This window comes from Bacillus sp. FSL W8-0645, from assembly GCF_038007905.1.
Classification (GTDB): Bacteria; Bacillota; Bacilli; order Bacillales; family Bacillaceae; genus Bacillus; species Bacillus pumilus.
On record NZ_JBBOYC010000001.1, the window covers coordinates 2,260,833 to 2,287,268 of the forward strand.

General features: G+C 42.5%; 28 protein-coding genes. 5 read left to right on the forward strand and 23 right to left on the reverse strand.

Translation table 11 applies throughout. The features are described from left to right. Positions 1-91: 91 nt before the first annotated feature. The 5 genes from NST39_RS11530 to NST39_RS11550 all read right to left on the reverse strand — a co-directional run bounded on the left by NST39_RS11530 (position 92) and on the right by NST39_RS11550 (position 5,947). Positions 92-877, reverse strand: a complete 786-nt coding sequence (locus tag NST39_RS11530; RefSeq protein WP_341028500.1) for an SDR family oxidoreductase — start codon at positions 875-877, stop codon at positions 92-94. A gap of 12 nt (positions 878-889) precedes the next feature. Further along, positions 890-1,735, reverse strand: a complete 846-nt coding sequence (locus NST39_RS11535; protein ID WP_185108580.1) for a GRP family sugar transporter — start codon at positions 1,733-1,735, stop codon at positions 890-892. A gap of 118 nt (positions 1,736-1,853) precedes the next feature. Beyond that, complete coding sequence (gene gndA / locus NST39_RS11540; protein WP_003215871.1) at positions 1,854-3,263, reverse strand: NADP-dependent phosphogluconate dehydrogenase; 1,410 nt, start codon at positions 3,261-3,263, stop codon at positions 1,854-1,856. 98 nt (positions 3,264-3,361) lie between these two features. Next, on the reverse strand, positions 3,362-4,606 hold the full coding sequence (locus NST39_RS11545) for a DNA polymerase IV (protein ID WP_341028502.1): 1,245 nt from the start codon (positions 4,604-4,606) through the stop codon (positions 3,362-3,364). 348 nt (positions 4,607-4,954) lie between these two features. Then, positions 4,955-5,947 carry a carbon-nitrogen hydrolase family protein gene (locus NST39_RS11550; RefSeq protein WP_341028504.1) on the reverse strand — a complete coding sequence of 331 codons (993 nt, stop codon included), beginning with the start codon at positions 5,945-5,947 and terminating at the stop codon, positions 4,955-4,957. Positions 5,948-6,127: 180 nt separating this feature from the next. Here NST39_RS11550 and NST39_RS11555 point away from each other — a divergent pair, with 180 nt between their 5' ends. Both NST39_RS11555 and NST39_RS11560 read left to right on the forward strand, forming a co-directional pair. Further along, complete coding sequence (locus NST39_RS11555) at positions 6,128-6,409, forward strand: hypothetical protein (protein WP_003215677.1); 282 nt, start codon at positions 6,128-6,130, stop codon at positions 6,407-6,409. Positions 6,410-6,436: 27 nt separating this feature from the next. Further along, the gene (locus NST39_RS11560; RefSeq protein WP_427847120.1) at positions 6,437-7,255 is read left to right on the forward strand and encodes a membrane protein insertase YidC; all 819 of its coding nucleotides are present in this window, start codon (positions 6,437-6,439) and stop codon (positions 7,253-7,255) included. A 239-nt stretch (positions 7,256-7,494) separates the two neighbouring features. Here NST39_RS11560 and NST39_RS11565 read toward each other — a convergent pair whose 3' ends face one another. The 4 genes from NST39_RS11565 to mce are packed head-to-tail and all read right to left on the reverse strand — an operon-like array spanning position 7,495 to position 10,990. Beyond that, entirely contained in the window at positions 7,495-7,959 is a 465-nt protein-coding gene (locus NST39_RS11565; protein WP_341028507.1) for a chemotaxis protein CheW, read from the reverse strand. Between the two features lie 14 nt (positions 7,960-7,973). After that, positions 7,974-9,095 (reverse strand): M20/M25/M40 family metallo-hydrolase, encoded by a 1,122-nt coding sequence (locus NST39_RS11570; protein ID WP_341028508.1) that lies wholly within the window; start codon positions 9,093-9,095, stop codon positions 7,974-7,976. A 16-nt stretch (positions 9,096-9,111) separates the two neighbouring features. After that, positions 9,112-10,581, reverse strand: coding sequence for an acyl-CoA carboxylase subunit beta (locus NST39_RS11575; protein WP_341028510.1), 1,470 nt, complete (start codon positions 10,579-10,581; stop codon positions 9,112-9,114). After that, positions 10,568-10,990: a methylmalonyl-CoA epimerase gene (gene mce, locus NST39_RS11580; RefSeq protein WP_044141020.1), complete on the reverse strand. Its 423-nt coding sequence runs from the start codon at positions 10,988-10,990 to the stop codon at positions 10,568-10,570. The genes NST39_RS11575 and mce overlap by 14 nt, the downstream gene beginning before the upstream one ends. A gap of 114 nt (positions 10,991-11,104) precedes the next feature. Between mce and NST39_RS11585 the strand changes: the two genes are divergently transcribed. Next, the gene (locus NST39_RS11585; RefSeq protein ID WP_257736823.1) at positions 11,105-11,185 is read left to right on the forward strand and encodes a hypothetical protein; all 81 of its coding nucleotides are present in this window, start codon (positions 11,105-11,107) and stop codon (positions 11,183-11,185) included. Between the two features lie 38 nt (positions 11,186-11,223). Here NST39_RS11585 and NST39_RS11590 read toward each other — a convergent pair whose 3' ends face one another. From NST39_RS11590 to NST39_RS11615, 6 genes are all read right to left on the reverse strand, one after another. Further along, positions 11,224-11,733, reverse strand: a complete 510-nt coding sequence (locus NST39_RS11590) for a L,D-transpeptidase (RefSeq protein WP_106065558.1) — start codon at positions 11,731-11,733, stop codon at positions 11,224-11,226. 52 nt (positions 11,734-11,785) lie between these two features. After that, on the reverse strand, positions 11,786-12,739 hold the full coding sequence (locus tag NST39_RS11595; protein WP_061408485.1) for an aromatic acid exporter family protein: 954 nt from the start codon (positions 12,737-12,739) through the stop codon (positions 11,786-11,788). A 120-nt stretch (positions 12,740-12,859) separates the two neighbouring features. Then, entirely contained in the window at positions 12,860-13,582 is a 723-nt protein-coding gene (locus tag NST39_RS11600) for an amino acid ABC transporter ATP-binding protein (RefSeq protein WP_003215712.1), read from the reverse strand. Next, complete coding sequence (locus NST39_RS11605; protein ID WP_003215691.1) at positions 13,575-14,231, reverse strand: amino acid ABC transporter permease; 657 nt, start codon at positions 14,229-14,231, stop codon at positions 13,575-13,577. Before NST39_RS11605 ends, NST39_RS11600 begins: the two co-directional genes overlap by 8 nt. 126 nt (positions 14,232-14,357) lie before the next feature. Then, positions 14,358-15,122 (reverse strand): transporter substrate-binding domain-containing protein, encoded by a 765-nt coding sequence (locus NST39_RS11610; protein WP_012010505.1) that lies wholly within the window; start codon positions 15,120-15,122, stop codon positions 14,358-14,360. A 195-nt stretch (positions 15,123-15,317) separates the two neighbouring features. Beyond that, entirely contained in the window at positions 15,318-15,755 is a 438-nt protein-coding gene (locus NST39_RS11615) for a BrxA/BrxB family bacilliredoxin (protein WP_003215907.1), read from the reverse strand. 169 nt (positions 15,756-15,924) lie between these two features. Here NST39_RS11615 and NST39_RS11620 point away from each other — a divergent pair, with 169 nt between their 5' ends. After that, a complete protein-coding gene (locus NST39_RS11620) occupies positions 15,925-16,818 on the forward strand; it encodes a YegS/Rv2252/BmrU family lipid kinase (protein WP_065098370.1) in 894 nt (297 codons plus the stop codon). Between the two features lie 114 nt (positions 16,819-16,932). Further along, positions 16,933-18,083 (forward strand): IS3 family transposase gene (locus tag NST39_RS11625; RefSeq protein WP_341026768.1). Its coding sequence is split into 2 segments (ribosomal slippage): positions 16,933-17,206 and positions 17,206-18,083, totalling 1,152 coding nucleotides; the frame shifts between segments, so codons are not numbered across the junction. A 39-nt stretch (positions 18,084-18,122) separates the two neighbouring features. Here the strand turns inward: NST39_RS11625 and NST39_RS11630 are convergent. The 8 genes from NST39_RS11630 to yqiS form a co-directional block, all read right to left on the reverse strand. Then, on the reverse strand, positions 18,123-18,416 hold the full coding sequence (locus NST39_RS11630) for a YesK family protein (protein ID WP_106029166.1): 294 nt from the start codon (positions 18,414-18,416) through the stop codon (positions 18,123-18,125). Positions 18,417-18,481: 65 nt separating this feature from the next. Next, a complete protein-coding gene (locus NST39_RS11635) occupies positions 18,482-19,738 on the reverse strand; it encodes a dihydrolipoamide acetyltransferase family protein (RefSeq protein WP_341028515.1) in 1,257 nt (418 codons plus the stop codon). 18 nt (positions 19,739-19,756) lie between these two features. Beyond that, entirely contained in the window at positions 19,757-20,740 is a 984-nt protein-coding gene (locus NST39_RS11640) for an alpha-ketoacid dehydrogenase subunit beta (RefSeq protein WP_003215848.1), read from the reverse strand. A gap of 12 nt (positions 20,741-20,752) precedes the next feature. Then, complete coding sequence (locus tag NST39_RS11645) at positions 20,753-21,745, reverse strand: thiamine pyrophosphate-dependent dehydrogenase E1 component subunit alpha (protein ID WP_003215622.1); 993 nt, start codon at positions 21,743-21,745, stop codon at positions 20,753-20,755. Between the two features lie 17 nt (positions 21,746-21,762). Beyond that, the gene (lpdA, locus tag NST39_RS11650; protein ID WP_106065561.1) at positions 21,763-23,187 is read right to left on the reverse strand and encodes a dihydrolipoyl dehydrogenase; all 1,425 of its coding nucleotides are present in this window, start codon (positions 23,185-23,187) and stop codon (positions 21,763-21,765) included. Continuing rightward, positions 23,177-24,298 carry a butyrate kinase gene (gene buk / locus NST39_RS11655; RefSeq protein ID WP_044141010.1) on the reverse strand — a complete coding sequence of 374 codons (1,122 nt, stop codon included), beginning with the start codon at positions 24,296-24,298 and terminating at the stop codon, positions 23,177-23,179. The genes lpdA and buk overlap by 11 nt, the downstream gene beginning before the upstream one ends. A 33-nt stretch (positions 24,299-24,331) precedes the next feature. After that, positions 24,332-25,426: a branched-chain amino acid dehydrogenase gene (gene bcd, locus NST39_RS11660; RefSeq protein WP_044141009.1), complete on the reverse strand. Its 1,095-nt coding sequence runs from the start codon at positions 25,424-25,426 to the stop codon at positions 24,332-24,334. A 25-nt stretch (positions 25,427-25,451) separates the two neighbouring features. Further along, positions 25,452-26,429, reverse strand: coding sequence for a phosphate butyryltransferase (gene yqiS, locus NST39_RS11665; RefSeq protein WP_341028518.1), 978 nt, complete (start codon positions 26,427-26,429; stop codon positions 25,452-25,454). Positions 26,430-26,436: the final 7 nt, after the last annotated feature.

Here is a 26,436-nt window from a genome sequence, read left to right on the forward strand (position 1 = left end):
TTATTTTTAAATGTCTAGACATTTCATTTTATTTGTCTGTATTTTATATAAAAAAAGAGCGTTTGTGTGTGTACGCTCTTTTTCTTTCTTCTTATCCTTTTCCTGCTTGGAAGCCAGGATATTTTGTCATGCCACCGTCCACATAAAGTGTCAAGCCTGTGACATAGCTTGCCTCTTTTGATGCCAGCCAGACAGCACATGCTGCCACTTCTTCCGGCTTTCCAATATAGCCAATGGGGATCAGTTCAATCACGCCTTTTTTCAATGCGGGATCATCGAATTTTTCCTTATTGATCGGGGTATCGATGGCGCCTGGTGCAATACTGTTTACACGGATTTTTTTAGGGGCATATTCTAGTGCCAGCGTTTCTGTCAGCAGCTTGGCGCCCCCTTTACTTGCTGCATAATGTACGAAATGAGGCCAAGGGATTTGCTGGTGAACCGACGACATATTGATGATCGATCCTTCTATTCCGTGATCTGTCATATACTTCAATGCATCACGGCAGCCGAGAAACATACCTGTTAAATTGGTCGACATGACTTTGTTCCAATTATCCAGCGTCATTTCTGTGGAAGGCACTTCGTTTTCAATGCCTGCGTTATTGATCACGACATCAAGGCTTCCGTACGTATGAACGGCTTTATCAATCATTGCCTGCATATCCTCTTCCTTTGAGACATCTCCCTTGATTTTCACAGCCTGTCCGCCATTTTTTTGAATATCCGCAATGGTGTCATCTGGATTTTCTTGATCTGAGAAATAATTGATCACCACATTGGCTTTTTCTTGTCCAAACCGGCGCGCCATCGCTTGACCTATTCCTGTACCAGCTCCTGTAATCAGGACTGTTTTCCCTTCTAAATCTGGATACATTCGTTTACCCTCCTATTTTGTAAAGCCTAGCAGCACGCCGCCTGCAATGATCATCAAGCAGCCTGCAATGACAAAGCTTGTTCTGGATGCTTTCTCTTTTAATAAGTAAATGCCGCCTAATGTTGAGATGACTATCCCTGTCTGTGACATCGAAAAACTTACGGCAACACCAATGAGCGGAATAGCCAAAAGAAGTCCGAGATTTCCTGTCGACCACACAAGGCCGGCAATGATATTTTTAAACGTATATTTACTAAACGGGTTCTGCTTAAGACTAATCGCCAAGGATGAAAGCAGCATGCCGACCGATTGCGGAACGAGCGCAGACCAGCCATCAATATGAAACCATCTCAAAATGACAACATATCCGACATAACCAACCGTTGAGATGAGCAGAATCATGATTCCTTTTTTGAAATTGCCACCGTTCCCGCCACCATTCTTTTTTTGGCCGAGCGATGTCAGCACAACACCTGCAATAATCAGTAAAATAGCACAAGAACCAATGAGTATGACCGTCATCGTTTGCCATTCTTTGAAGACCATGACGCCAAATAAAGTAGTGCTCACAAGCTGCATGCCCGTTGACAAAGGAACCGCCTTCGAGACTCCGAGAAACGCAACACTTGAAAGCTGATTCATTTGTCCAATGCTCCAAAAGATGCCTGAAATCACAGAAACCGCAAAAATAAGCGGTGTCAGCTCTGGCATTTTGATGAAGAAGGCTGCAATTGAAAATATAAATGCGCCAAGCGTAATACCAAGGGTTTGCTGGTAAGCATTCCCGCCAAGTTTGACACTGATGAGAACAATACTTCCCCAAAATATCGCTGGGAGAAGTGCATATAAGATGCCCACTTCGATCCCTACTTTCTTTTCTTTTTTACATAGCATCCCTCTTTTTCGCATTTTTAGCCGAAAGATGCAAACACAAAAAAACCTTACCAAAGGGTAAGGTTTTTCAGTCGTTCTTTGTTTATTTCATCCATTCCGTATGGAAGATGCCTTCTTTATCTGTGCGCTCATACGTATGGGCACCGAAATAGTCACGCTGCGCTTGAATTAAGTTCGCTGGCAGGACAGCTGTGCGATAGCTATCAAAGTAAGCAAGTGCACTTGACAATGAAGGAACAGGAACTCCTTGCTCCACTGCAAGCGAAATGACTTTACGAAGAGATGATTGATAGCTTTGAGCAATATCCTTAAAGTAAGGATCAAGCAATAGGTTTTTCAGTTCAGGGTTACGGTCATACGCTTCTTTAATCTGTTGTAAGAAGGCTGCACGAATGATACATCCACCGCGGAAGATCATTGCAATTTCACCGTATTTTAAATCCCAGTTATACTCATCAGATGCTGCTTTCATTTGCGCAAAACCTTGTGCATACGAGCAGATTTTACTCATGAATAGAGCTTTTCTAACCGCTTCGATCAGCTCTTGTTTATTCTCTGCTGATTGCGCTGGCTTAGGACCTTCGATTAATTGACTTGCTTCAACACGCTCATCTTTCATTGCTGAAATATAGCGCGCGAAAACAGACTCAGTAATGATTGGAAGCGGAACACCTAGATCAAGAGAACTTTGGCTCGTCCATTTTCCAGTTCCTTTTTGTCCAGCTTTATCTAAGATGACATCCACAAGCGGCTGGTTTGTTTCTTCATCCACTTTTGTGAAAATATCAGCTGTAATTTCGATTAAATAGCTGTCAAGCTCGCCTTTATTCCATTCTGAGAATACTTCATGAAGCTCCTCTGCTGACAATCCAGCCACATGCTTCAAGATAAAGTATGATTCAGAAATCAACTGCATGTCTCCGTACTCGATGCCATTATGGACCATTTTGACATAATGTCCTGCTCCATCTGGGCCGATATACGTTGTACATGGCTCGCCATCTACTTTCGCAGAGATCGCTTCTAAAATTGGTTTCACTAGCTCATGCGCTTCTTTTTGACCGCCAGGCATGATCGATGGACCTTTTAGTGCACCTTCTTCACCGCCGGAAACACCTGTACCAATGAAGTGGATACCACTTTCCGCAAGCTCTTGATTACGTCTTTGCGTATCCTTGTAATATGTATTTCCACCATCAATTAAGATGTCACCTTTCTCTAGGTGAGGAAGTAATGATTGAATGGTTGCATCCGTTGCTGCACCAGCTTTTACCATTAAAAGAATTTTACGCGGTGTTTCAAGCGACTGAACAAATTCTTCGATGCTGTATGTGCCTACAACGTTTTTCCCTTTTGATTCTTGAAGAAATTCTTCCGTTTTGCTGCTAGATCTGTTATAAACGGACACGGAGAACCCGCGGCTTTCAATATTAAGGGCAAGGTTTTTCCCCATAACGGCTAGTCCAACCACACCGATTTGTTGTTTTGACATAATTCTGACGTCCCTTCTAACACACTATATTGATTACTGCTGAAATGATGTACCCTTTGAAATTACCACAACACCACCTCTTTTATCAAGTTTTCAGGCTAGTCATTTCCTTTTTCGTCCTGAAAAAAGTCTTTATTAAAACTTGTTCCACTTGTTTTGCTCTCTTTTTCCTTGATGGTCATCCCTCTTTGAACGACTGATTTTCCATACTTTTCTTTCAGTCCTTCTAAAATAGTTTGAAGAGGCTCTTCTTTTGCATCTTCTGTATAGGAAAATAAATCAAGCTGTTTAACAGCTGCTTTTCGTTCTACAAGGTCTGTCCCCGTCACACCCAAGAGCCTCACCGGCTGGTCATTCCAATGTTTAAGGAATAACTGCCTTGCTGCCTCAAATAAGTCTTCCTTCCGATCCGTCGGATTCGTGAGGGTGACACTTCGCGTGATATTTTTCCAGCTTGCGTACCGAATCATGATGAGCAGCCGATTGGCCATCACTTCTTTTCTCCTTAACCTTGCACTCACAGATTGTGACAACTTATCAATTAACGCGACAAGTTCATCTGGATCGTCAGAATCATGAGGAAGGGTTGACGAATTACCGACGGATTTAAATTCGTATATCCTTTCTGGGTCCACGATGCCGTCATGTTCACCATTCGCCTTTTGCTTTAATCTCGGTCCATTGATGCCCAGTAATTCCTTTAGTGTATACTCATTTGCTTTCGCTAAATCTTCAATGGTATGAATGCCAATCGTTTTCAATTTATCTGCCGTTTTTTGTCCAACTCCGTGCATGTCACCCGCTGGCAGCGGCCATAGCATTTGGGGTACATCTCGTTTACGCAAAATGGTGATGCCCATTGGTTTTTTCCAATTAGACGCCATTTTCGCTAAAAATTTATTCGGTGCAATGCCAATACTTGAAGGAAGCATGAGCTCCTCTACAAGCCTCGTTTGAATATCATGAGCCGTTTTCACCGCATGCTCGGCATATGGCGTATGCGTTAAATCAATATAGCCCTCGTCAATGGATACAGGCTCGACTAAATCGCTGTATTCTCTTAGTATCGTAAACATCTCTTGTGAGGAGCTTCGGTACCGGTCAAAGTTTGGTGTACGGACAATCAGCCCCGGACAAAGCCGCTTCGCTTCCCATAACGGCATCGGGGGCTTTACACCTAGCGCTCTTGCCTCGTAGCTACACGTCACCACAATCCCTTTACGCTCTTTCGCATTTCCGCTAATGGCTAAAGGTTTCCCTCTCAAAGAAGGATCATACGCCATTTCTACATTCGCATAGAACGCATTCATGTCTATATGAAAAATAATATTTGACATTGGCATAACCCCATTTTCTTAAATCCCTATATTTTGATCAGAAGTTCCGAATCGATCAAATATGATGAATCTCTTTTATGCTCAATTATACATTGATTTATTTCATCTTTCCTCAAAAAAACCTTCTCTAAAAAAGAGAAGGTTTCAGATTGTTGACAAAGGGCTAAAATGATTTTTATTTTAGCCCTTTGTCTTCTTTTCAGCGTGAATTGAAAACCCTTGAAGTCTAGGAAGATTGAGCACTGGAGCGGAGCGAATTTAACATTCGTGAGCACCAGCGCGCAGATCTGACAACGAATGCGAGGGTTTGTCTACACGCTAAAACCTTCTCTAAAAAAGAGAAGGTTTCACGAATTACACTTTTTCTTCAAGCATACCATTTTGATATTGAATAGCCTCGTATGTTAACACTTCATTTTTATTGTCATTCAAATGTTTCACAACCGGAGTAGGCTGCTGATTAAAATTCATACTCAAGCTTTGATTGGAATAGTGGCCAGCTGGATCAATATAATACTTGTAATCAATAACTCTTTCCACATCAATGTCTGCATAAGCAATTCCCTCTGTTTCAGCTGGAACCATATCACTGATCGGTTCTCCATCTGGACCGTAAATGCACGTATGCCCACTCTTAAATGTTTCAAAGTAATCTCTTTGCTCCTGCGTTAAACAAATCATCTCTTTCATTTCTTCCGTATAGATAGAAGAAGTCATCAGCACAAAAGTTTGTGTCGCGATGGCATAATATCTACTTGAAATTTCATCATCAAAATAACCTGGCCAGGACGCTACATGAACCTGTTCATTTTGAGCATTCATCGCCATCAGATCTAGTGGCACTTGATGCTCCCAGCACATCAATCCGCCAAGGTTGCCAATTTCAGTTTGAAAAACTGGCATCATGCTTCCACTTCCATCTCCCCAAATCAGTCTTTCTGCTACAGAAGCTCTCATTTTCCGATGTTTTCCTATTAAATCCCCATTTGGGTTAAACCAAAGTTGAGCTAAATAGAGAGAGCCGCCATCTTTTTCACTGCATGATATACAAACGTACGTTTCATTCCTTTTTGCTGCCTCGCTTATTTTTTGAATAGCTAAGCTAGGGATTTCGACTGCATTTTTATATAATTCGTGATAGAACTTTCTTGTATATTCTGGATGACCAATAAAAGCAAACCAAGGATAACCAGGTAAAAATGCTTCTGGGAATGCTACAAGTTTTGCACCATTTGAAGCTGCCTCGTCGATCAGTTCACATGATTTCTGAACGGTTGCCTCCAAATTTAAGTAGACAGGTGCTGCTTGTACCGCAGCTGCTCGAAACTTCGGGTAAATACTTGTCATATTCAAAACCTCCATTTCTTCTATTCCCCCTCATTATAAGATAGGAATTATGAAGTTTGGATGACAAATACTATTTTATACAAAATAAGGATTTATACTCGGTAGAGAAAACACGTGGTCCTGTTAGACATTTCACAATGTGTATAGTACACTGTGAGTAATGAAATGGATGTGATAATCATGATTATTGATACATTCAATGAAGTCTTTTTCCTTGTTGAATTCTTTACGATTATTCTTCCAGCGCTGACGGCCATCGGTATTGCGTTTTTATTAAAAGACTGCCGTATGAACGAACACCTCGGTGGACATCGTTTGGAAGAGTTGGACGCATCTTTATTGAATCGAACAGACTTTCTGTTTATCATATATGATCGCATTACAACTTGGATTAGTAAAGTCATTCGAATGAAACGATCATCAAACGATGATGAAGACCATTCGCTTCCTCTCTCTAATTAATTTTTTAAAAAATGAGGAGGAAACGAATTGAAACGTTTATTAACGATTTGTACGACTTTATGTTTAATGATGATTGCCTCACCTGCTTTTGCAGCGAGTGGGCAAACGAATACGAGCTCTGATGGGTTTTTCCATCATTATTTTGTCCAGCCTTTTTCTGAGCTGATCATTTGGCTTGCGAACTTCTTCCATGATGATTATGGTTTATCGATTATGTTCGTGACCTTGATCGTCCGTCTGCTGATTTTCCCTCTTTTTGCGAACCAATTTAAGAAGCAAAGAGTCATGCAGGAGAAAATGGCACTAGTAAAGCCTCAAATTGATGAAATTCAAAGCAAATTGAAGAAAACGAAAGAACCTGAAAAACAAAAAGAACTACAAATGGAAATGATGAAAGTATACAAAGAGAACAATGTGAACCCGCTGGCAATGGGCTGTCTGCCTATGCTGATTCAAATTCCAATTGTTCTTGGCTTTTACTCAGCGATCCGCTCAACACCTGAGATCGCAACACATTCGTTCCTATGGTTTAACTTAGGACAAACCGATCTATTGGTCGCGATCTTTGCAGGCGCTATGTATTTCTTGCAATTTTATGTTACGCAAAGGTTTGCGAAGCAATCAGGCACCCAGACAGAGGCTGCGCTGAAACAAGCCAAAGTGATGGGCATGATTTTCCCAATCATGATGCTGTTTATTTCAATCAATGCACCCGCTGCCCTTCCTTTATACTGGATGACAAGCGGATTATTACTCACAATCCAAACCATTATTTTAAATGTCATGTACCAAAAATCAAAATCAAAAGCTGAGGCAAACGACCAAGCTAGCCCAGCTGCTGAATAAAAATAATCCCCTTATCATCAGATAAGGGGATCCAGATTGTTGACAAAGGGCTAAAATGATCTTGATTTTAGCCCTTTGTCTTCTTTTCAGCGTGATAGAAAACCTTTGCAGTCTAGGAAGGGCGAGTACCGGAGCGGAGCGAATTTGACATTCGTGAGCACCGGCGCACAGGACTGACAACGAATGCGAGGGTTTGTCTACATGCTGAATCCCCTTATCATCAGATAAGGGGATCTTCTTTATGCCAATTCTTCTTTTAACCGCGCTGGCAATTGATCGAGATCCTCAATTCTCCCAAGGAACTTATTCGGGTCCACTTGTAAAATCATCTTGTTCTCTCTCTCCACAACGCCGAAGAAATATTCAGAGGCTTTCGTGTTCATATGAAATGGCTTGATCTCGCTTAGCTCGATATCGATAATATCTTTTGCATCCGAGACAAGACAGCCTACCATTTGTCCGTTTAATTCAAATAGCAACACCTTGGATTGTTCACTCACATCAAGAGGCTTTCCGTGAAGCATCACGCCTGTGTCACTGACTGGAATGACCTCTCCCCTTAAAGACATGAGTCCTTTTATTTCTTTAGGAAGGTTCGATACTTCTTGTAAATAAGGGACCTTCTCAATCGAACGAATATGCTCTACACTAATGCCAAAATCCTCTTGCCCCACTTGGAAAATAATGATCTTTTGCGTGCTCACAGAGTCTCCTGCCTTTACGATGGATTTGTCGTTTCTTCGATAATGGCGAGAACCATTTCAGCTGTTTTGACTAATTCTTCAATCGGCATTTTCTCATTTTTCGTATGAATATCTTCATATCCAACAGCTAAGTTGACAGTTGGGACGCCGTTTCCTGCAATGACGTTTGCATCACTGCCACCGCCGCTCGTCTGTAGTTCTGATGGACGGCCAATTTTCGCAGCCGCTTTTTTCGCCACTTCTACGACTTGATCGCCGTGAGAGAATTTGAAGCCTGGATACATGATGACAATGTGTACATCGGCACTTCCGCCCATTTCTTTAGCGGTTTTTTCAAAGGCTTCTTTCATCTTCGCTACTTGTGCTTCCATTTTTGCAGGTTCTAAAGAGCGTGCTTCCGCAAGGATATCGACTTGATCGCACACAATATTCGTTTGCGTTCCGCCTTCAAAACGACCGATATTCGCCGTTGTTTCTTCATCAATTCGGCCAAGCGGCATACTAGCAATGGCTTTTGATGCAATGGTAATCGCAGACACACCTTTTTCAGGCGCGACACCTGCGTGAGCTGTTTTCCCGTAAATGGTTGCGCGTACTTTTGCCTGTGTTGGCGCTGCAACGATAATGGTTCCGACCTTGCCATCTGAATCAAGGGCATAGCCATATGCCGCTGTCATCAACTTCGGATCTAACGCTTTTGCTCCGACAAGTCCTGATTCCTCACCTGCTGTGATAACAAATTCAATCGTTCCATGCGGTAAATTCTTCTCTTTCAGCACACGGATTGCTTCAAACATTGCCGCAAGTCCTGTCTTATCGTCAGCACCAAGAATGGTTGTTCCATCTGTTTTCACATAGCCGTCTTCAATGACTGGTTTTACGCCATTGCCCGGAACAACTGTATCCATATGAGACGTGAAATAGATGGTATCAGCCTCTTGATTGCCTTCCAGTGTACAGATGAGGTTGCCTGCACCGTGGCCTGTTTTCGCTTTTGAGTCGTCTTCCACCACTTTTAGTCCAAGCTGTGAGAATTTTTCTTTTAAGACTTCCACAATTTTCTCTTCGTGTTTTGTTTCCGAATCAATCTGAACTAGTTCTAAAAATTCGTCTAGTAAACGTTTTTCATTGATCATGATGATGCTCCTCCTCTTATAGCGGCATGTTGCCATGCTTTTTTAACGGTCTATCTTCTTCCTTCCTGCGAAGCAAATCAAATGAGCGAATCAATCGCTCTCTCGTTTCAGCCGGCATGAAAATATCGTCTATTAGCCCTGCCTGAGCCGCTTTGAATACACTTGGCTCCGTTTCAACCTTGCGCGAAGCAGGATGAACGATTTCGTCAGCGAACGTTTTCCCCATGACATCAATTTCTGCCGCTGGCCATGCATAAACAAAATCAGCGCCTAATCCCTTGCTATTCATTGCGACATACGCACCGCCATACGCCTTTCTTAAAATCACCGTGATTTTTGGAACGGTCGCTTCAGCGTACGCATATAAAAGCTTTGCGCCGTGACGGATAATTCCCGCATGCTCGGCTTTCTCACCTGGTAAAAAGCCAGGGACGTCTACAAGTGTTAAGAGCGGAATATGAAACGCATCGCAAAATCGAATAAACCTGGCCGCTTTATCAGCAGCATCAAGGTCAAGGCTTCCTGCCAGCACCTTTGGCTGATTGGCAACTATACCAATTGAAGCCCCTTGTAATCTGGCAAACCCTGTGACGATATTTTTTGAGAAACAAGGCTGCGTCTCAAAGAATGAGTCTGAATCGATGATCGCTGTCACCACTTGTTTGACGTCATAGGTGCGTGATGGATCCTTCGGCAAGATGTTGCCTGGATCAGCTGCGTCTTGCTTACTCGTTTCAGCGTCCATGACAGTCTGTTGTTTCGTTGGTATGTACGTTAAAAGTGTTCGAACCGCTTTTAACACGTCTTTCTCATCTTTGCCAGTATAGTGTACATTCCCGCTTGTCTGATGCTGAACACTTGCACCGCCAAGACGGTCAGGACAGACCGTTTCTCCTGTTGCCTTTTCTATGACTTTCGGACCTGTTAAAAACATATGAGCTGTCTGTTCTGTCATGAACACAAAATCAGTCAAGGCAGGAGAATAGACTGCTCCTCCAGCACAAGAGCCTAAAATAACGGATATTTGCGGGATTTGACCTGAGTACAGCACATTCCGTTTAAAAATCTGTCCGTATCCTTCTAATGATACCACACCCTCTTGAATTCTCGCACCACCTGAGTCTTTTAGACCGATGACCGGCATCTCATTTTTAGCTGCGAGATCCATTAGAGAAGCAATTTTTTTGGCATGTATTTCGCCTAAAGACCCTCCATGCACTGTTGCATCTTGTGCATAAACACATACCGGCTTTCCATGAATGAGTCCAGTTCCAGTGACGACGCCATCACCGACATGCTCTGACATGCGGCCTGTTGCAAATCCTTGAATTTCCATGAAACTGCCCCCGTCAAGAAGTTCATGTAACCGCTGACGAACCGTTAGTTTCCCTTTGTTCCGGTGCGCAGCTGCACGTTTCACGCCGCCACCCATGAATGCTTTTTCGCGCCATTTAGCCAAGTCATTGAACGATTCATTCATTGCCATGTTCCTCTCCTTTCAAGGGCTCGCACAATTCGAATAACACACCGGACGTTTCTTTCGGTGAAATAAATGCAATCCGCTTCCCGCTCGCGCCTATCTGTGCTGATTGTTGGAGAAGCTCCACGCCAAGATGATCAAGACGGTTAAGGTCCGCCTGTATGTCACCTGATTTTAGCGCAATATGATGGAGTCCCTCTCCTCTTTTTGTTAAAAAGGTATGTAGTTTGCTGCTGCCGGACATCGGTTCAATTAATTCAATGTGCACATGATCAAGTGAAACGAAGGACGCTTTAATCTCCTGCTCAGGAATCTCTTGTATGTCTGAAAAATGCCAGTTAAACAGCTGTTGAAGAATTCGAGATGTGTTTTTTATAGAAAAGACCGCAATGGCAATATGGTCGATTTGATTCATCCGTTCACTTCCTTTGTTGATCACTTGTCGCATTTGAAAAAACGAGCTAGAATAAAGAAAGGTGCGTTCGTCGCAAAAAATCTTCGATTATAGGGGTGCGATATGTCTCAGAAAATGATGAAATTCATGGTATTGCTCATGATTAGCCTGTTGCTAATATCTTCACTTTTAGCAGGAGCCGCAACCTTTTTATAAGGTTTCAATAAAAGCAGACAAGCAGGTGATTCGTTCAATCAACGAATGGCCTGTTTGTCTTTGGCAAGCTTTTCAAATGAATCGGTTGATGTTGTAATCCAAACTTTTGTCCCAACCGGAAGCTGGTCAAATAGAAGCTCTACATCTTGATTATGCAGTCTCACACAGCCTGCCGTGATAAATTTCCCTATCGATGTTTCGTCACTCGTCCCATGAATTCCGTATATTCTACCATCTGTTCCTCGTGCATCAAATCCGATCCATCTTCTGCCAAGAGGGTTATTCTTCGCACCGCCTTCGATATTCTTTTTTCTGTAATAGGGATCTTTCGCTTTGATCATAATGGTAAATTCCCCTTCTGGCGTTAAATCTGAAGTTTTCCCTGTAGAAGCAGGATATATTTTTTGGATTTGTCCTTGATCAATATAGGCAAGTTCATTGGTTTGTTTATTAATAATGACATAAGGGTCTCCTGGAAGCGGGTTTTGTCCGAGCGGCCAGATAGGTGAAAGGGACATGGTCAATACGGTATAAAATAAAAGACGCATAGGCTCCTCCTTTTTCATTAGATTGACCAATGAAGGAGGAACTCATGCGTCTCTATTCTTTCATCCCTTTAAAATAGCTTTTCAGTACTAAATATTGTTCCATTTCTCCGAGGAAATGAAACAGTGCAGCTCTTGCCTCAAACTCTTCTCTTGTTTGCGGCAGCGGGAGCTTATCGAACTCTTCTTTCATATCAATGAGGCGCCTTAAAAACTTATGCGCCGTGTTCCCTGGGTGAATATGTTCGCGTAAGTCTCTAATGTATTCTGCAATGATTTGTCCATGCTCTGTTGTAATGGAAATGGATGTGATCTTCGGAAGCACACGCTCGATGATTTCGAATTGCTTTTGCCTCATATTGAAATAATGATAATACAGGTTTTCATGTCTTAAGACATGGTTTTCAACATCACGATATGCAAGAGCTTTTGCTTCTTTAATCAATTGATGTGTCTCTGGTATCTCTTTGCCTGTCCAGTCTTGTTTCCCTGTCATTAAGTATTGTTCGATTTCCTCAAAAATTTTTGCAAAGTTGGCTTCAATCTGTTCGCTGTAGCGTTTGAGCTTTTTATCGACACTTGGCATATACAGGTTCATGATAAGTGCCACGCCAACACCAATCGTAATCAGCAGCAGCTCATTCCAGATGAGGTGAAGGGTAATCCCGCCCGACATGTATAAATGGAGGATGATGACTGAACTTGTGACAATCCCTTCTTTAATGCGGAGCAATACGGTTGTCGGAATAAAGACAAGCAGCATCAGACCAATCACAAAAGGATGATACCCAATCAGATCGAAAAATAGATAAGAAAATAAAATGGCAAGACTGCATGCGGCAAAGCGGGCGCCTGATGCTAGAAGCGACCGTTTCTTTGTCACCTGAATACACAGAATCGTAATAATCCCGGCAGCGGAATAATTTTGAAGGCCAAGCAGTTGCGCAATATAAATGGCGATCGCTGTTCCTAATGCTGTTTTCAGCGTTCGGTAGCCGATTTTAAACATGATGTGAGTCACTCTTTTCTGTCTTGTTTCTATTCACTAATTGTGAAATGATGAACTTTTTTACTTTCCCCATTATAATCAAAAAAAGAAGGAGATGTTAAGTCTCCCTCTCTTTTTTCTTTATAATATTTTTTGTAAGAAGTCTTTCGCGCGTTGTGACGACGGTGATTCAAAGAATTGCACAGGGTTTGCATCCTCTACAATTTTCCCATCGTCCATAAAGATCACGCGGTCAGCCACTTCTTTTGCAAAGCCCATTTCATGTGTGACGATCACAAGTGTCATACCAGATTGAGCCAGCTCTTTCATGACCTCTAGCACTTCCTTGACCATTTCTGGATCTAGTGCAGATGTTGGTTCGTCAAACAGCATGATGTCTGGTGTCATCGCAAGCGCACGTGCAATTGCGACACGCTGCTTTTGACCACCTGACAAGCGGTTCGGAAAATCATCTTTTTTCTCTAAAAGCCCTACTTTTTTCAGCAGATCTTCAGCTTGTTTGATGCTGTCTTCCTTCGATTGATTCTTCACATTCATTGGCGCATATGTGATATTTTCCAGCACCGTTTTATGCGGGAACAGGTGAAAATGCTGAAACACCATTCCGATGTTCTCACGCACTTTGAGTGCATTGGTTTTTGGGTTTGTGATTTCGGTATCCTGAATCGTAATAACACCAGAAGTCGGTTTTTCAAGCAAGTTGATGCAGCGAAGAAACGTCGATTTTCCTGAACCAGATGGTCCAATGACTGCGACAACTTCCCCTTCTTTAATGGTGGTGTCGATCCCTTTTAATACTTCATTTTTGCCAAAAGATTTTGTGAGTTTCTCTATGTTAATCATTTGATTTTAACTTCCTTTCCACCGATTTGCCGACAAAGGTGAGAACAAGCACGATGACATAATAGATGAGACCCGCAAAAATAAGCGGTTCAAGATAATTATACGTGACGGCACCTGCTTGATAGGCTCGTCTCATGACATCTCCCAGTCCAATGACTGTCACAATAGCTGATTCTTTTGTCAGTGTAATCGTTTCGTTCACAAGTGCAGGTGAAATATTTTTAAATGCCTGCGGAAGCAATAAGTCCTTCATCATTTTAGCATAAGGGATGCCTAAAGCAACGGCTGCTTCTTTTTGACCTTTATCAATGGCATTAATACCAGCACGAATAATTTCAGATACGTAAGCCGCAGAGTTTAGTGAAAATGCCGCTACAGCAGCCCAGTATTGATCGATTTGAAACCCGAGTAGCTGAGGCAGACCGAAATAAATAATGAGCAATTGAAGCACAAGCGGTGTGCCTCTGAAGATGGATGTATAAAAATCTGCAAGCCAAATGAGCGGCTTAAATACACTAATTTTGCAAAGCGTTAATAAAATCCCTAAAATAAATCCAAGAAAAAGTGATACCACTACAATAGAAAGTGTGACCTTAAGCCCTTCTAAAATAAAGGGCATCTGAGGTATTACATCTTTAAAATCTAACATGACAGTCTCCTTTTTTATGCCTTCATACGAAATCAAATAATAAAACAGGAAAAAAGTTCAACATGAGTTGAACTTTTCAGCGCTTTCTACTGAATTTTCATGAATGACGCTGATCCTTTTCCTGACTTATTTTTCATCAGCAAACCATTTTTTAATTAATTTATCAAGTTCGCCATTGTCTTGCATTTCTTTTAATGATTTATTAAATTTAGCTGTTAAGTCGCTATTTTTCTTGAATGCAATGGCTGAACCTTCGTTTGAACTATTCAATCCAAATGCTTGGAAGTCTTTTTCTTTTTTCAAATAACCAGCAGCTACTTTATCTTCAATAATGGCTGCATCAAAACGACCTGCTTTGATTTCTTGAATGATATCAGAGATTTTATTACGGTCTTCCACTTTTAAGTTATATTTCTTTTGCAAACCGTTTGCTTCATCCTGCTGGATTGAACCTAATTGAACGCCGACTGTTTTATCTTTTAAGTCTTTTTCTGTTTTCATTCCGCTAGATTTCTTTGAGACAACTAAGTTTTTAGCATTGTAATAAACATCAGAGAAATCTAATTGTTTTTTACGTTTTTCTGTAGGGGTCATGCCTGCAAGGACAATATCAGCTTTATTTGTTTTAAGGGCGGATACAAGGCTTGCGAAATCCATATCTTGAATTTCTAGCTTGTAGCCGTTCTTTTTCGCTAGTGCTGTTGCAAGATCAACATCAAAACCGACAATTTTATCTCCATCTTTTGATTCAAATGGCGGATAATCTGCTGATGTCGCCATAACGAGTGTTTTGTCATCTCCTGATGCGTTTGAATTATTAGAAGAAGTTCCGCAAGCTGCGAGTGCAGCTGCAAGACCAGCTGTCATAAGTAATAATAACCACTTTTTCATAAGATAATGCCTCCCAGTATTTAAAATCATGTATTGTTTTGAATATTTATTCACTATAATGTATTTTAAACACTTTCTTTTTAAGATGCAATAGTATTTTGCTAAAATTATTTTGATTCAATGGTCTTATAAAACAAAAAGCAGACCGATCTAAAGACCGGACTGCTTTATATGTCATCATTCAAACGTCACATGTTAAATTTCTTTGCAATGCTCATCGAATGCAGCTTGAAGCTTTGACACGACTTCCATTGGTTCGTGCCCTTCAATTTCATGACGTTCGACCATTTTAATGATCTTTCCATCTTTTAATAATGCAAAGGATGGTGAAGATGGCGGGAAGCCTTCAAAGTATTCACGGGCTCTTGCCGTTGCCTCTTTGTCTTGTCCAGCAAACACTGTCAGCAATTGATCTGGACGCTTATCATAATGAACAGAATAGCCTGCAGCTGGTCTTGCAATACCGCCAGCACATCCGCATACTGAATTCACCATCACAAGTGCCGTGCCTTCTTTAGACAGGGCTTCATCCACTTCTTCAGCTGATGTAAGCTCATTATAGCCAGCCTGTTTGATCTCTTCTCTCGCTTGTTTCACAATATCATTCATAAATAAATTAAAATCAATATTCATTGTCCGTCCACTCCTTTAGCATGCCAAAACCATTTTAACAACATCATATCAAGGAAAACGCCTGCGGGCAAATGTGTTGTCTTTTCATTCCACACTTTTCTGAACATCGTTTATACGCCGCGAAATTGGGGAAAAGTGATGATAAAGAGATGAAAGGGAGAACTGCGTGATGGCACAATTCAAAAAAGCGATGCTCATTTATAATGGAAATGCTGGACAAAAAAACATGGAAAAAGTTCTCGGACAAACAGTACCTCTTCTTTCTCTACATATTGATGAACTCATTCTTAAACCAACAAAGCAGCCAAATGATGCTTATGAATTCTGTCGCACAATTGATGAGACGATAGAATTACTGATCATATTAGGCGGAGATGGAACCGTGCATGAATGCATGAATGGCATCGGTGGTTTAGAAAAAAGGCCAGCTGTAGCGATATTACCAGGCGGGACATGCAATGACTTTTCTAGAACGCTTGGTATTCCGCAACAAATGCAGAAAGCCGCTCAAATGATTGTAGACGGCGTAGAAAAAAAGGTCGACTTAATCAAAGCAGGAGATCGATACTTGTTAAACTTTTGGGGAATTGGGCTGATTGCAGACACATCCAACAATATTAATGACAAGGAAAAAGCTGTACTCGGCAAAATCAGCTACTTCACAAGTGCCCTGCGCACCTTACAGCAAACAGATCCTTTTCATGTACGAATTGAAACAGAGGAGGAGACCTGGGAAGAAGAGGCCGTCATCGTTCTTGTCATGAATGGACATTTCATCGGGACAAATAAAATTGATTTGCCGAGTGCAACGATTGATGATGGGAAAGCAGAAATCTTAATATGCAGAAATACGAGTTTCTCTGCTCTAAAAGAAATCTTTTCTATGAACCGGGAAGAGCTGGAGGATTTCACCGGAGACCTCTCCCTCATTCAAGCATCCAATATTCAGATCCACACAAAAGAGGAAATGGATGCTGATACAGATGGCGAAGTGTACATGACAGCCCCAGCTTCTTTAGAAGTGTTAAAACAACATTTGACCTTTATTGTTCCAGCAAAATAAAGAAAACGCCCGAGATTATGGAACTGACCCCGTAAGATGAGACAAATAAAAAACACCTTCAAGTTTGAAAATGGATCGTTGTGATCCGAAATAAAACATGGAGGTGTTTTTTCTATGGGGACAAGAGTGAGTTATCCGGTTGAAGTCAAACAGAAGGCTGTAGAAATGAGATTGGCAGGCGTACCTATGAAAGAGATCATGCAGAAATTGAATATCAAGAATAAGACGCAGGTTCAGACATGGGTGAGGTGGCATAAAGCTGGGGATACACACCGGTTCGAACAGCCTGTTGGAAAACAATATACCTATGGAAAGGGTCCCGAGTACTCTTCCGAATTAGAGAGACTGCAGGCAGAAAATCGCTATTTGAGTCAACAGAATGAAGTTTTAAAAAAGTACAACGAATTGGAAAGGAAGTTGATAAGGAAACGTCAATCAAACTGGTAGAAGAATTTCACAAAACGATGACGGTACTGGACATCTGTGTCCATTTAGGCGTCTCACGCGCTTCGTATTATAGATGGAAAAAGAATCTGACTCAGAATCATTCTAAAAGACAACTAGAGAAACAGATCGGCACGTTGTGCCGAAAGCACAAATATCGATATGGTTATCGAAAAATCACAGCCATACTAAAAAGGAGAATGCATATTAACCATAAAACTGTTCAACGTATCATGCAGAAAAACCAGTGGCAATGCCGGGTTAAAATGAAAAAGCGTAAGAAGAATGGGCAGCCCTATGCCGTGGCCGGTAATATACTGGATCGGAACTTTCAGTCTGATCGCCCTCTTGAAAAACTAGTAACGGACATCACGTATTTGCCTTATGGACAGAAACAATTGTACCTTTCCAGTATATTGGATTTATATAATGGAGAAGTGATTGCTTTTACGATTGGTGATAAGCAGGACACAGACTTTATCTTAAACACACTTAATCAGCTCCCAGCACTGCCTGAGAATTGCGTGTTACATAGCGATCAAGGTTCTGTGTATACATCTTACGAGTATCAGAAAGCTGTTCATATAAAAGGCATTACCATGAGCATGTCCCGTAAAGGGACGCCCGCTGATAATGCCTCCATCGAATCGTTTCATTCCTCACTAAAGTCTGAAACGTTCTATCTTAACAGGATTGACCGCACTACGACCAACATCGTAGAACGCACTGTCAAAGAATACATTTATTATTATAACAACATTCGTATTCAAACGAAACTAAACAACCAATCACCGATAAACTATCGGCAATTGGCTGTATAAAGGTGTTTTGATCCCTGTCTCAAAAACGGGGGTCAGTCCCTATTCTTTTTCGGGCGTTTTTTTGATATAGCGTCTGTATAAATATTCAAGTGCATAGCCAAGCAGCGTCCCGGCAAGAAGAGAAATTCCTAAGAGGCTATTCGCTGCTCCTTTAAATCCACTGACAATCAGCAAGCAATACAAAACTTGAATAATTGAAACGATTGATATGATCAGTAGTAATCTTTCAGGATGATTGCGTGATTTAGAAATATACCGAAGAAAAGCGAACGCAATTGCTGTGATAAACATGAGTCCAATCGTTAAAAATGCAAAAAAGTCTAGTCCAGACATACCATCGCTCCTTTCTCATCATGTGGAAATCCCCCTCTCCTTAGCGGGAGGGGGACATTCTTGTTTTAGTAAACTGATGTCTGCTCGTCAATGCCTTCAAGGATTTGTTTAATCCGTTGAAGGAATCTGCCACATACAAGACCATCAAGAACTCTGTGATCTAATGAGAGACAAAGGTTGACCATGTCTCTTGCTGCAATCATACCATTTACAATCACCGGACGCTTCACGATCGATTCTACTTGTAAAATCGCCGCTTGCGGATAATTAATGATTCCCATAGATTGTACAGAACCAAATGATCCCGTGTTGTTTACAGTAAAGGTGCCACCTTCCATGTCACTTTGCTTCAGCGTACCTTGTCTCACCTTGGAAGCAAGCTCATGAATTTCCTTGGCGATGCCTTTAATCGTTTTTTCATCTGCATCCTTAATCACTGGAACAAAAAGAGCGTCATCAGTCGCAACAGCAATCGAGACATTGATCGCTTTCTTTTGCACAATTTTATCTCCAGCCCACATGCTGTTCATTTCTGGGAATTCCTTCAAGCCTTGAGCCACTGCTTTGACAAAGAACGCAAAGAACGTCAAATTAAAGCCTTCTTTTGCTTTAAATTGGTCCTTGAGCTGATTTCTTCTAGTCACAAGGTTTGTCACATCGACTTCCATCATCGTCCATGCATGCGGAATTTCATGTTTGCTTCTCAGCATATTTGCCGCAATCGCCTGCCTGATTGGCGTGACTGGCAGTTCAACATCACCAGGCATTGTAGAGATGGAAGGCGCCGCTTTTGATTTTGATGACTGCACAGGCTCTGGCTTGACCGCCTGTTCAGTGACAGGTGCTGTCTTCTCTTGCATGCCGCCCTTTTCAATGAGCTGAAGTAAATCTTTTCTTGTGATTCGTCCGCCTGCTCCCGTTCCTTGCACTGCCGCTAAATCAATGCTGTGCTCATCTGCTAAACGAAGGACTGCTGGAGAGTAGCGTTTCTTTTGACTTTGATTCTCTTTTGTTTGATCTGCTTCAGGTGCTTCACTTTGCTCAGGTGCGGCTTCTTCTTTCGCACTTTGCTGCGAGCTGCCTTCTACTTCAATTTCACAGAACACTTCTCCTACTTGCAGTGTATCGCCTTCTTCAGCTGATAGCTTTGTTATCGTTCCTGTAAAAGATGACGGGACTTCTGCGTTCACTTTATCCGTCATGACTTCCGCAATTGGATCGTATTTATTCACATGATCGCCAGGTGAAACGAGCCATTTGCTGATGGTTCCTTCTGTTACACTTTCACCTAACTGAGGCATTTTCATTTGTTCAATTGCCACTTGAAACCCTCCTCGTTCTTAAAATGCCGCTAGCTCTCTCATTTCAGCTTCTACCTTATCTGGGTTGACCATGAAGAATTTTTCCATCGTCGGTGCATAAGGCATTGCCGGGATTTCTGGTCCGGCTAGACGTTTGATTGGTGCGTCTAAATCAAATAAGCAATGCTCTGATATGATCGCCGCTACCTCACTCATGATGCTACCTTCTTTTGTATCTTCCGTTAGAAGAAGCACTTTGCCTGTTTTTGATGCCGCTTCAATAATGGCTTCCTGATCAAGCGGGTACACTGTTCTCAAATCGAGAATATGCGCAGAAATGCCGTCTTTCGCAAGGCGGTCTGCTGCTTGCAATGCAAAATGGACGCAGAGGCCATATGTAATGACCGTGATATCATCGCCTTCACGTTTCACATCTGCTTTTCCAATAGGGAGTGTGTAATCCTCTTCAGGTACTTCTCCTTTAATCAGACGGTAGGCACGTTTGTGTTCAAAGAACAATACAGGATCTGGATCACGCACCGCAGCTTTTAAAAGACCTTTTACATCATAAGGCGTAGAAGGCATGACAATCTTCAAACCAGGCTGGTTGGCAAAAATCGCTTCAACTGATTGTGAATGATAAAGCGCCCCGTGAACTCCGCCCCCATAAGGTGCGCGGATGACCATTGGACAGCTCCAATCGTTATTTGAGCGGTATCTAATTTTCGCAGCCTCTGAAATGATTTGGTTAATAGCAGGCATGATAAAATCCGCAAATTGCATTTCAGCAATTGGGCGCATTCCATACATCGCTGCTCCAATCCCTACACCAGCAATGGCTGATTCTGCAAGAGGTGTATCCATGACGCGCGCTTCTCCGAATTGCTCATAAAGACCCGCTGTCGCTTTAAATACGCCGCCCTTTTTCCCGACATCCTCTCCGAGCACAAACACTTTCGGATCTCGCTCCATTTCTTCTTTCATCGCCAGTGTAATGGCGTCTATATATGACATAACAGGCATTTTTCTTCCCCCTTACTCCGCATACACGTAACGAAGTGCGCTTTCAGCATCAGCATAAGCAGCGTTTTCCGCTTCATCAGTGGCTTCGTTTACGATTTGCATGATTTCTTTTGTCATCTCTTCTTTCATTTCTGAAGTCATGATGTTTCCTTCGGTTAAATACGTTTCATATTGGATGAGCGGATCTTTCTTTCTCGCTTCGAGCACTTCTTCTTTTTCTCGATAGCTTGAATCATCGTCATCACTTGAATGCGCAGTTAAACGGTAAGAGATCGTTTCAATCAACGTTGGTCCTTCGCCTTTTGCTGCACGGTCTCTCGCTTCTTTGACAGCGGCATATACTTCAAGCGGATCATTGCCATCAACGGTTACGCCAGGCATTCCGTATCCAATCGCACGATCTGAAATTCGTTCACATGCTACTTGTTTGTCATACGGTACGGAAATCGCGTACTTATTGTTTTCACACATGAAAATAACAGGCAGCTTATGCACAGCAGCGAAGTTAGCGCCTTCGTGGAAATCACCTTGGTTTGAAGAGCCCTCACCGAACGTGACAAAGCTGACAAAGTTTTTCTGATCTAGACGTCCAGCAAGTGCGATGCCAACTGCATGAGGAACCTGCGTTGTAACAGGTGAAGATCCTGTCACAATTCGATTTGATTTCTGTCCAAAATGCCCTGGCATCTGTCTTCCGCCTGAGCTTGGATCGTCTTGTTTTGCGAAACCTGACATCATTAAATCTTTTGCTGTCATCCCAAATGCGAGGACAACCCCCATATCACGGTAGTAAGGCAAGACGTAATCCTCTTCTCTATTGAGAGCGAAAGCAGCACCGACTTGCTGCGCTTCCTGCCCTTGACAAGAAATGACGAATGGAATTTTACCAGAACGGTTTAAAAGCCACATCCGTTCATCAATTTTTCTTGCTAGAAGCATTGTTCTGTATATATCAATTGCTTGTTCATCTGATAATCCTAATTCATGATGACGCATGTTACTCATCTTATTTCCCTCCTTGATTAAAAATGGATCGCTTTCCCGTCAACAGCAAGGGCAGCCTCGCCAATCGCCTCTGATAAGGTTGGGTGCGGGTGAATTGTTTGCCCGACTTCCCACGGCGTTGCATCAAGTACTTTGGCTAATCCAGCTTCAGATATCATATCTGTGACATGAGGACCAATCATATGAATCCCTAAAATATCATCTGTCTTTTGATCAGCAATGATTTTGACGAATCCATCTGACTCGCCGTACACAAGTGCTTTTCCGATCGCCATAAATGGAAATTTCCCCATTTTGACTTCGAAGCCTTGCTCTTTTGCCGCCTGTTCAGTGAGTCCAACGCTAGCGGTTTCCGGGTGAGAGTAAACACATTTAGAAACGAGTGTTTCATCGAGCGGCTTCGGATCTTGCCCAGCCATATGCTCCACAGCAATCATGCCTTCGTGTGAAGCCACATGTGCCAGCTGAAGCCCGCCAATGACATCTCCTATTGCATAAATATGCGATTCTTTCGTTTGATAATGTTCATTCACGACAATGCCTTGTTTTTCTGTTTGGATGTCCGTGTTTTCAAGACCAATGCCTTCAATATTTGGTACTCTGCCGACTGATAGAAGAAGCTTTTCCGCTTCAAACGTCTGAATGTCTCCATCCTTTTCTGCTTGAATCGTCACGAGATTCTCCTGCTTTTTGACGGTATCTGGCAGTACTTTCGCATTTGTCACAAAGGTGATGCCTTTTTTAGATAAAAGCTTTTCCATTTCTTTAGAAATGTCATGATCCTCTGTTGGCAATATGCGGTCTGCAAATTCAATCACTGTCACCTTCACACCAAAATCATTGAGCATAGAAGCCCACTCGATTCCGATTACCCCGCCACCGACAATGAGCATCGACTGCGGAAGCTCTGGCAGTTCTAGTGCATCATCTGATGTTAGAATATGCGTCCCATCTGCTTCAAGTCCAGGCAGCACACGCGGTCTTGAACCTGTCGCAACGATGACCTGCTTTGGAATAAGCATTTCATTTTCATCTCCATTTGCCATTTCTACGGAGATGGTTCCTGGCATAGGCGAAAAGATAGATGGACCAAGAATACGGCCGATCCCTTCATAAACATCTATTTTCCCTTGTTTCATTAAGTGTTTAACGCCGCCTGCTAGCTTCTCTACAATCTCTGCTTTTCTTTTCTGCACATTGGCAAATTGCAAGGCGATGCCATTTGCCTCAACGCCAAAATCAGCAGCACGTTTGACGGTTTGATAGACTTCAGCACTTCTAAGCAGCGCTTTAGACGGAATGCATCCTTTATGGAGACAAGTACCGCCAAGCTTTTCTTTTTCTACAACTGCTGTTTTCAATCCAAGCTGTGAGGCACGGATGGCCGCTACGTAGCCGCCTGTGCCTCCACCAAGAATGACGAGGTCATATTCAGTTGCCATGACTTGTCACTCCTTTCTTCATCCGTTGATCATTTGGGTATTCTTTCGGAGATTCTTCTTCTTTTAAAATACGAAGTGCACCTTCTGCTAAGGATTGCAGTTCATTTTCACCTGGATACACGACAACATCTGAAATCCAGTCAATGTGACCTCTAATACTTGATGTAATTTGTTTGCTGTACGCAAGTCCGCCTGTTAACACAATGACGTCAACTGCGCCTTTTAAGACAGCACTAGCCGCACCGATTTCCTTGGCAATTTGATAGCACATCGCTTCATAAATCAGCGCCGCCCGTTCATCGCCTGCTTCAATCATGCGCTCAACTTTCACAGCATCTGTCGTACCAAGGTAGCCCGCAAGACCACCCTCACCAATAATGCGTTTCAGCATTTCCTCTTGGCTGTACTCACCAGAAAAGCAAAGATTGACGAGGTCACCTGTTGGCAAGGTCCCCGCTCGCTCTGGGCTGAAAGGTCCTTCGCCATGCAGTCCGTTATTGACATCAATGACTTTACCTTTTTCATGGACACCAATGGTGATGCCGCCGCCCATATGTGTAATAATCATGTTCAAATCTTCGTAGCGCTTCCCAAAAGATGCAGCTGTTTTTCTTGCGACTGCTTTTTGGTTTAATGCATGGAAGATGCTTTTTCTTTCAATCGTTGGCAGCCCTGAAATACGAGCAATTGGTTTTAGCTCATCCACTACAACTGGATCGACAATAAAAGCTGGGATGTTCAAACCAAGTGCAATTTCTCGTGCAATGATACCGCCGAGATTTGATGCATGCTGGCCAGCATATCCTTCTTTCAGGTCTTGCACCATTTGCTCATTGACTTCATATGTGCCACCTTCAATCGGACGAAGAAGACCGCCGCGCGCACAAACTGCATCAAACTTTGAGATGTTCATCCCTTGTTCATGCAGCGTCTTCAGGATTGTTTCTTGACGAAATGAAAACTGATCAATGATATGAGGGAATTGTTTTAACTCCTCATCTGTATGTCTGAGTGTCGTTTCAAAAATAGATCGTTCATTGTGAAACACACCGATTTTTGTTGAAGTAGAGCCAGGATTAATTGTGAGAATACGCCATTCTTTTGTCAGCAAAAACAAAACCTCCGTTTCAACTCATTCTTCAAATTAGCGACGACTTAAAATATGTTGGCCATTTTGCAGGAATTGACTTCTTGATTTGCGCATTCTTTCAATTCGCTCCTCCGCCAATCGGTCTGCCGCTTTATAAGTTGGAATGGCATCACGGTTTGAAATTTCAATCACGCGTTCAATGTTTTGGTAAATACCTTCTACCTTTTTCATCGCACGATCTGCATTATAGCCATAAAGCTCATCAGCAACGTTAATCACGCCGCCTGCATTGATCACATAATCAGGTGCATACACAATGCCCATTTCATGAATCAGATCGCCGTGATGCGTTTCTCTCAGCTGGTTATTCGCTGCACCTGCGATAACCTTTGCTTTCAGCTTAGGAATCGTTACATCATTAATCGTTGCACCAAGTGCACAAGGGGCATAAATATCACATGCTTGATCATAAATATCGTCAGGATCTACAGCTTTTGCGCCAAAGTCTTCTACAGCTCGTTTTACAGAGTCTTTGTTGATATCTGTGACAATCAGCTGTGCGCCTTCTTCATTCAGATGTTTACACAAATTGTAGGCCACATTCCCAACACCTTGGACAGCAATCGTTTTCCCTTCTAGTGAATCGGTACCGAATGCAGCTTTGGCAGCGGCTTTCATCCCTTTATATACACCGTAAGCCGTAACAGGAGACGGGTTTCCGGATGAACCAAATGCAGGAGAAATACCTGTCACAAAGTCTGTTTCTTCATGAATCAGATCCATGTCTTCTACCGTTGTACCGACATCCTCCGCTGTGATATAGCGGCCATTTAATCCTTGTATGTAGCGGCCAAACGCACGGAACATTTCTTCGTTTTTATCTTTTCTCGGGTCACCGATGATGACTGTTTTCCCGCCGCCAAGATTCAGGCCTGCTGCTGCGTTTTTATAAGTCATCCCTCTTGCTAGACGAAGTGCATCTTCGATTGCTGCTTCTTCGTTTTCATACGTCCACATTCTTGTCCCGCCTAGTGCTGGGCCAAGTGTTGTATCATGAATGGCAATAATCGCTTTTAAGCCAGATTGTTCATCCTGACAAAATACTAGCTGCTCATAATCGTATCGTTCCATATATTTAAAAAGTTCCATTGTTTATTCCTCCTATGACTTTCGCTTAATTTGATGTACAGATGGCAAGTGCAATTGAATAAAGCTTACTTTCGGCTGTATCCGACCGGCTTGTTAAAGCAATCGGTGCCTTCGCTCCTGCCACCACAGCTCCCACCTTTGCATGTGCAAAGTAAATGAGAGATTTATAAAGAATGTTCCCTGCTTCAATTGTTGGTACAAGCAAAATATCTGCATGACCGGCGACATCACTCGTAATATTTTTATGAGAAGCTGCTGTTTGAGAAATGGCATTGTCTAAAGCAAGCGGCCCGTCAATGAGGCAACCAGAAATTTGACCTCGCCTATTCATTTGCGCCAAGCTTGCCGCTGTCAAAGTGGAATCCATTGCCGGGTTCACGACCTCTACCGCAGATAACACGGCCACCTTTGGCATGTCGTTGCCAACAGCTTGTGCTACTTGAACAGCATTGATCGTAATCTCTTTGAACATGTTTAAATCGGGCGCGATGTTCATCGCAGAATCCGTGACATAAATAAAACGATCAAAGCCCGGCACTTCGAATGCCGCGACATGTGATAGAACACTCGCCGTCCGCAACCCGTACTCTTTATTCAGTACCGCTTTTAAAAGAACGGCTGTCGTGACATGCCCCTTCATCAATATATCTGCATGCTTCTCACTCACTGCCTGCACAGCAATTTTGGCTGATTCTTCAGGAGAATCCGAATGAATAATATCTATCCAGTCTTCATTGATCTCATGCTGTTTCACCAGCTCCTTCAGGTTACGTTTGTTTCCAACCAGCAGGAAGCGAGCGACCTTTCGTTCAATTGCCATCTTGATGGCATGAAGCACTTCTTCGTCTTCTGCATGAGCCACAGCAGCAGTTTTATTCTGCAGCTGGGCGGCTTTCATAATCAGATCGTCAAGCTTCATATATGCCCACCTTTCCTTATGCTCGGGTTCATGGTTTTCATATGCAAGTTCTGTGCCAGCTTGAAACGCAGCGAAATAAGGCATTTCGCAT

What these genes read in the sequence shown, in the direction of transcription:
- NST39_RS11645 (WP_003215622.1), bottom strand. Translation starts at nt 21,745, where the DNA reads ATGAGTAACATGCGTCATCATGAATTAGGATTATCAGATGAACAAGCA.
- NST39_RS11595 (WP_061408485.1), bottom strand. Translation starts at nt 12,739, where the DNA reads ATGTTTAAAATCGGCTACCGAACGCTGAAAACAGCATTAGGAACAGCG.
- NST39_RS11630 (WP_106029166.1), bottom strand. Translation starts at nt 18,416, where the DNA reads ATGTCTGGACTAGACTTTTTTGCATTTTTAACGATTGGACTCATGTTT.
- NST39_RS11590 (WP_106065558.1), bottom strand. Translation starts at nt 11,733, where the DNA reads ATGCGTCTTTTATTTTATACCGTATTGACCATGTCCCTTTCACCTATC.
- NST39_RS11610 (WP_012010505.1), bottom strand. Translation starts at nt 15,122, where the DNA reads ATGAAAAAGTGGTTATTATTACTTATGACAGCTGGTCTTGCAGCTGCA.
- NST39_RS11600 (WP_003215712.1), bottom strand. Translation starts at nt 13,582, where the DNA reads ATGATTAACATAGAGAAACTCACAAAATCTTTTGGCAAAAATGAAGTA.
- NST39_RS11530 (WP_341028500.1), bottom strand. Translation starts at nt 877, where the DNA reads ATGTATCCAGATTTAGAAGGGAAAACAGTCCTGATTACAGGAGCTGGT.
- NST39_RS11620 (WP_065098370.1), top strand. Translation starts at nt 15,925, where the DNA reads ATGGCACAATTCAAAAAAGCGATGCTCATTTATAATGGAAATGCTGGA.
- yqiS (WP_341028518.1), bottom strand. Translation starts at nt 26,429, where the DNA reads ATGCCTTATTTCGCTGCGTTTCAAGCTGGCACAGAACTTGCATATGAA.
- bcd (WP_044141009.1), bottom strand. Translation starts at nt 25,426, where the DNA reads ATGGAACTTTTTAAATATATGGAACGATACGATTATGAGCAGCTAGTA.
- NST39_RS11585 (WP_257736823.1), top strand. Translation starts at nt 11,105, where the DNA reads ATGATGAAATTCATGGTATTGCTCATGATTAGCCTGTTGCTAATATCT.
- NST39_RS11640 (WP_003215848.1), bottom strand. Translation starts at nt 20,740, where the DNA reads ATGCCTGTTATGTCATATATAGACGCCATTACACTGGCGATGAAAGAA.
- gndA (WP_003215871.1), bottom strand. Translation starts at nt 3,263, where the DNA reads ATGTCAAAACAACAAATCGGTGTGGTTGGACTAGCCGTTATGGGGAAA.
- NST39_RS11545 (WP_341028502.1), bottom strand. Translation starts at nt 4,606, where the DNA reads ATGCCAATGTCAAATATTATTTTTCATATAGACATGAATGCGTTCTAT.
- NST39_RS11570 (WP_341028508.1), bottom strand. Translation starts at nt 9,095, where the DNA reads ATGATCAATGAAAAACGTTTACTAGACGAATTTTTAGAACTAGTTCAG.
- NST39_RS11575 (WP_341028510.1), bottom strand. Translation starts at nt 10,581, where the DNA reads ATGGCAATGAATGAATCGTTCAATGACTTGGCTAAATGGCGCGAAAAA.
- mce (WP_044141020.1), bottom strand. Translation starts at nt 10,990, where the DNA reads ATGAATCAAATCGACCATATTGCCATTGCGGTCTTTTCTATAAAAAAC.
- NST39_RS11555 (WP_003215677.1), top strand. Translation starts at nt 6,128, where the DNA reads ATGATTATTGATACATTCAATGAAGTCTTTTTCCTTGTTGAATTCTTT.
- NST39_RS11605 (WP_003215691.1), bottom strand. Translation starts at nt 14,231, where the DNA reads ATGTTAGATTTTAAAGATGTAATACCTCAGATGCCCTTTATTTTAGAA.
- lpdA (WP_106065561.1), bottom strand. Translation starts at nt 23,187, where the DNA reads ATGGCAACTGAATATGACCTCGTCATTCTTGGTGGAGGCACAGGCGGC.
- NST39_RS11550 (WP_341028504.1), bottom strand. Translation starts at nt 5,947, where the DNA reads ATGACAAGTATTTACCCGAAGTTTCGAGCAGCTGCGGTACAAGCAGCA.
- NST39_RS11615 (WP_003215907.1), bottom strand. Translation starts at nt 15,755, where the DNA reads ATGAATATTGATTTTAATTTATTTATGAATGATATTGTGAAACAAGCG.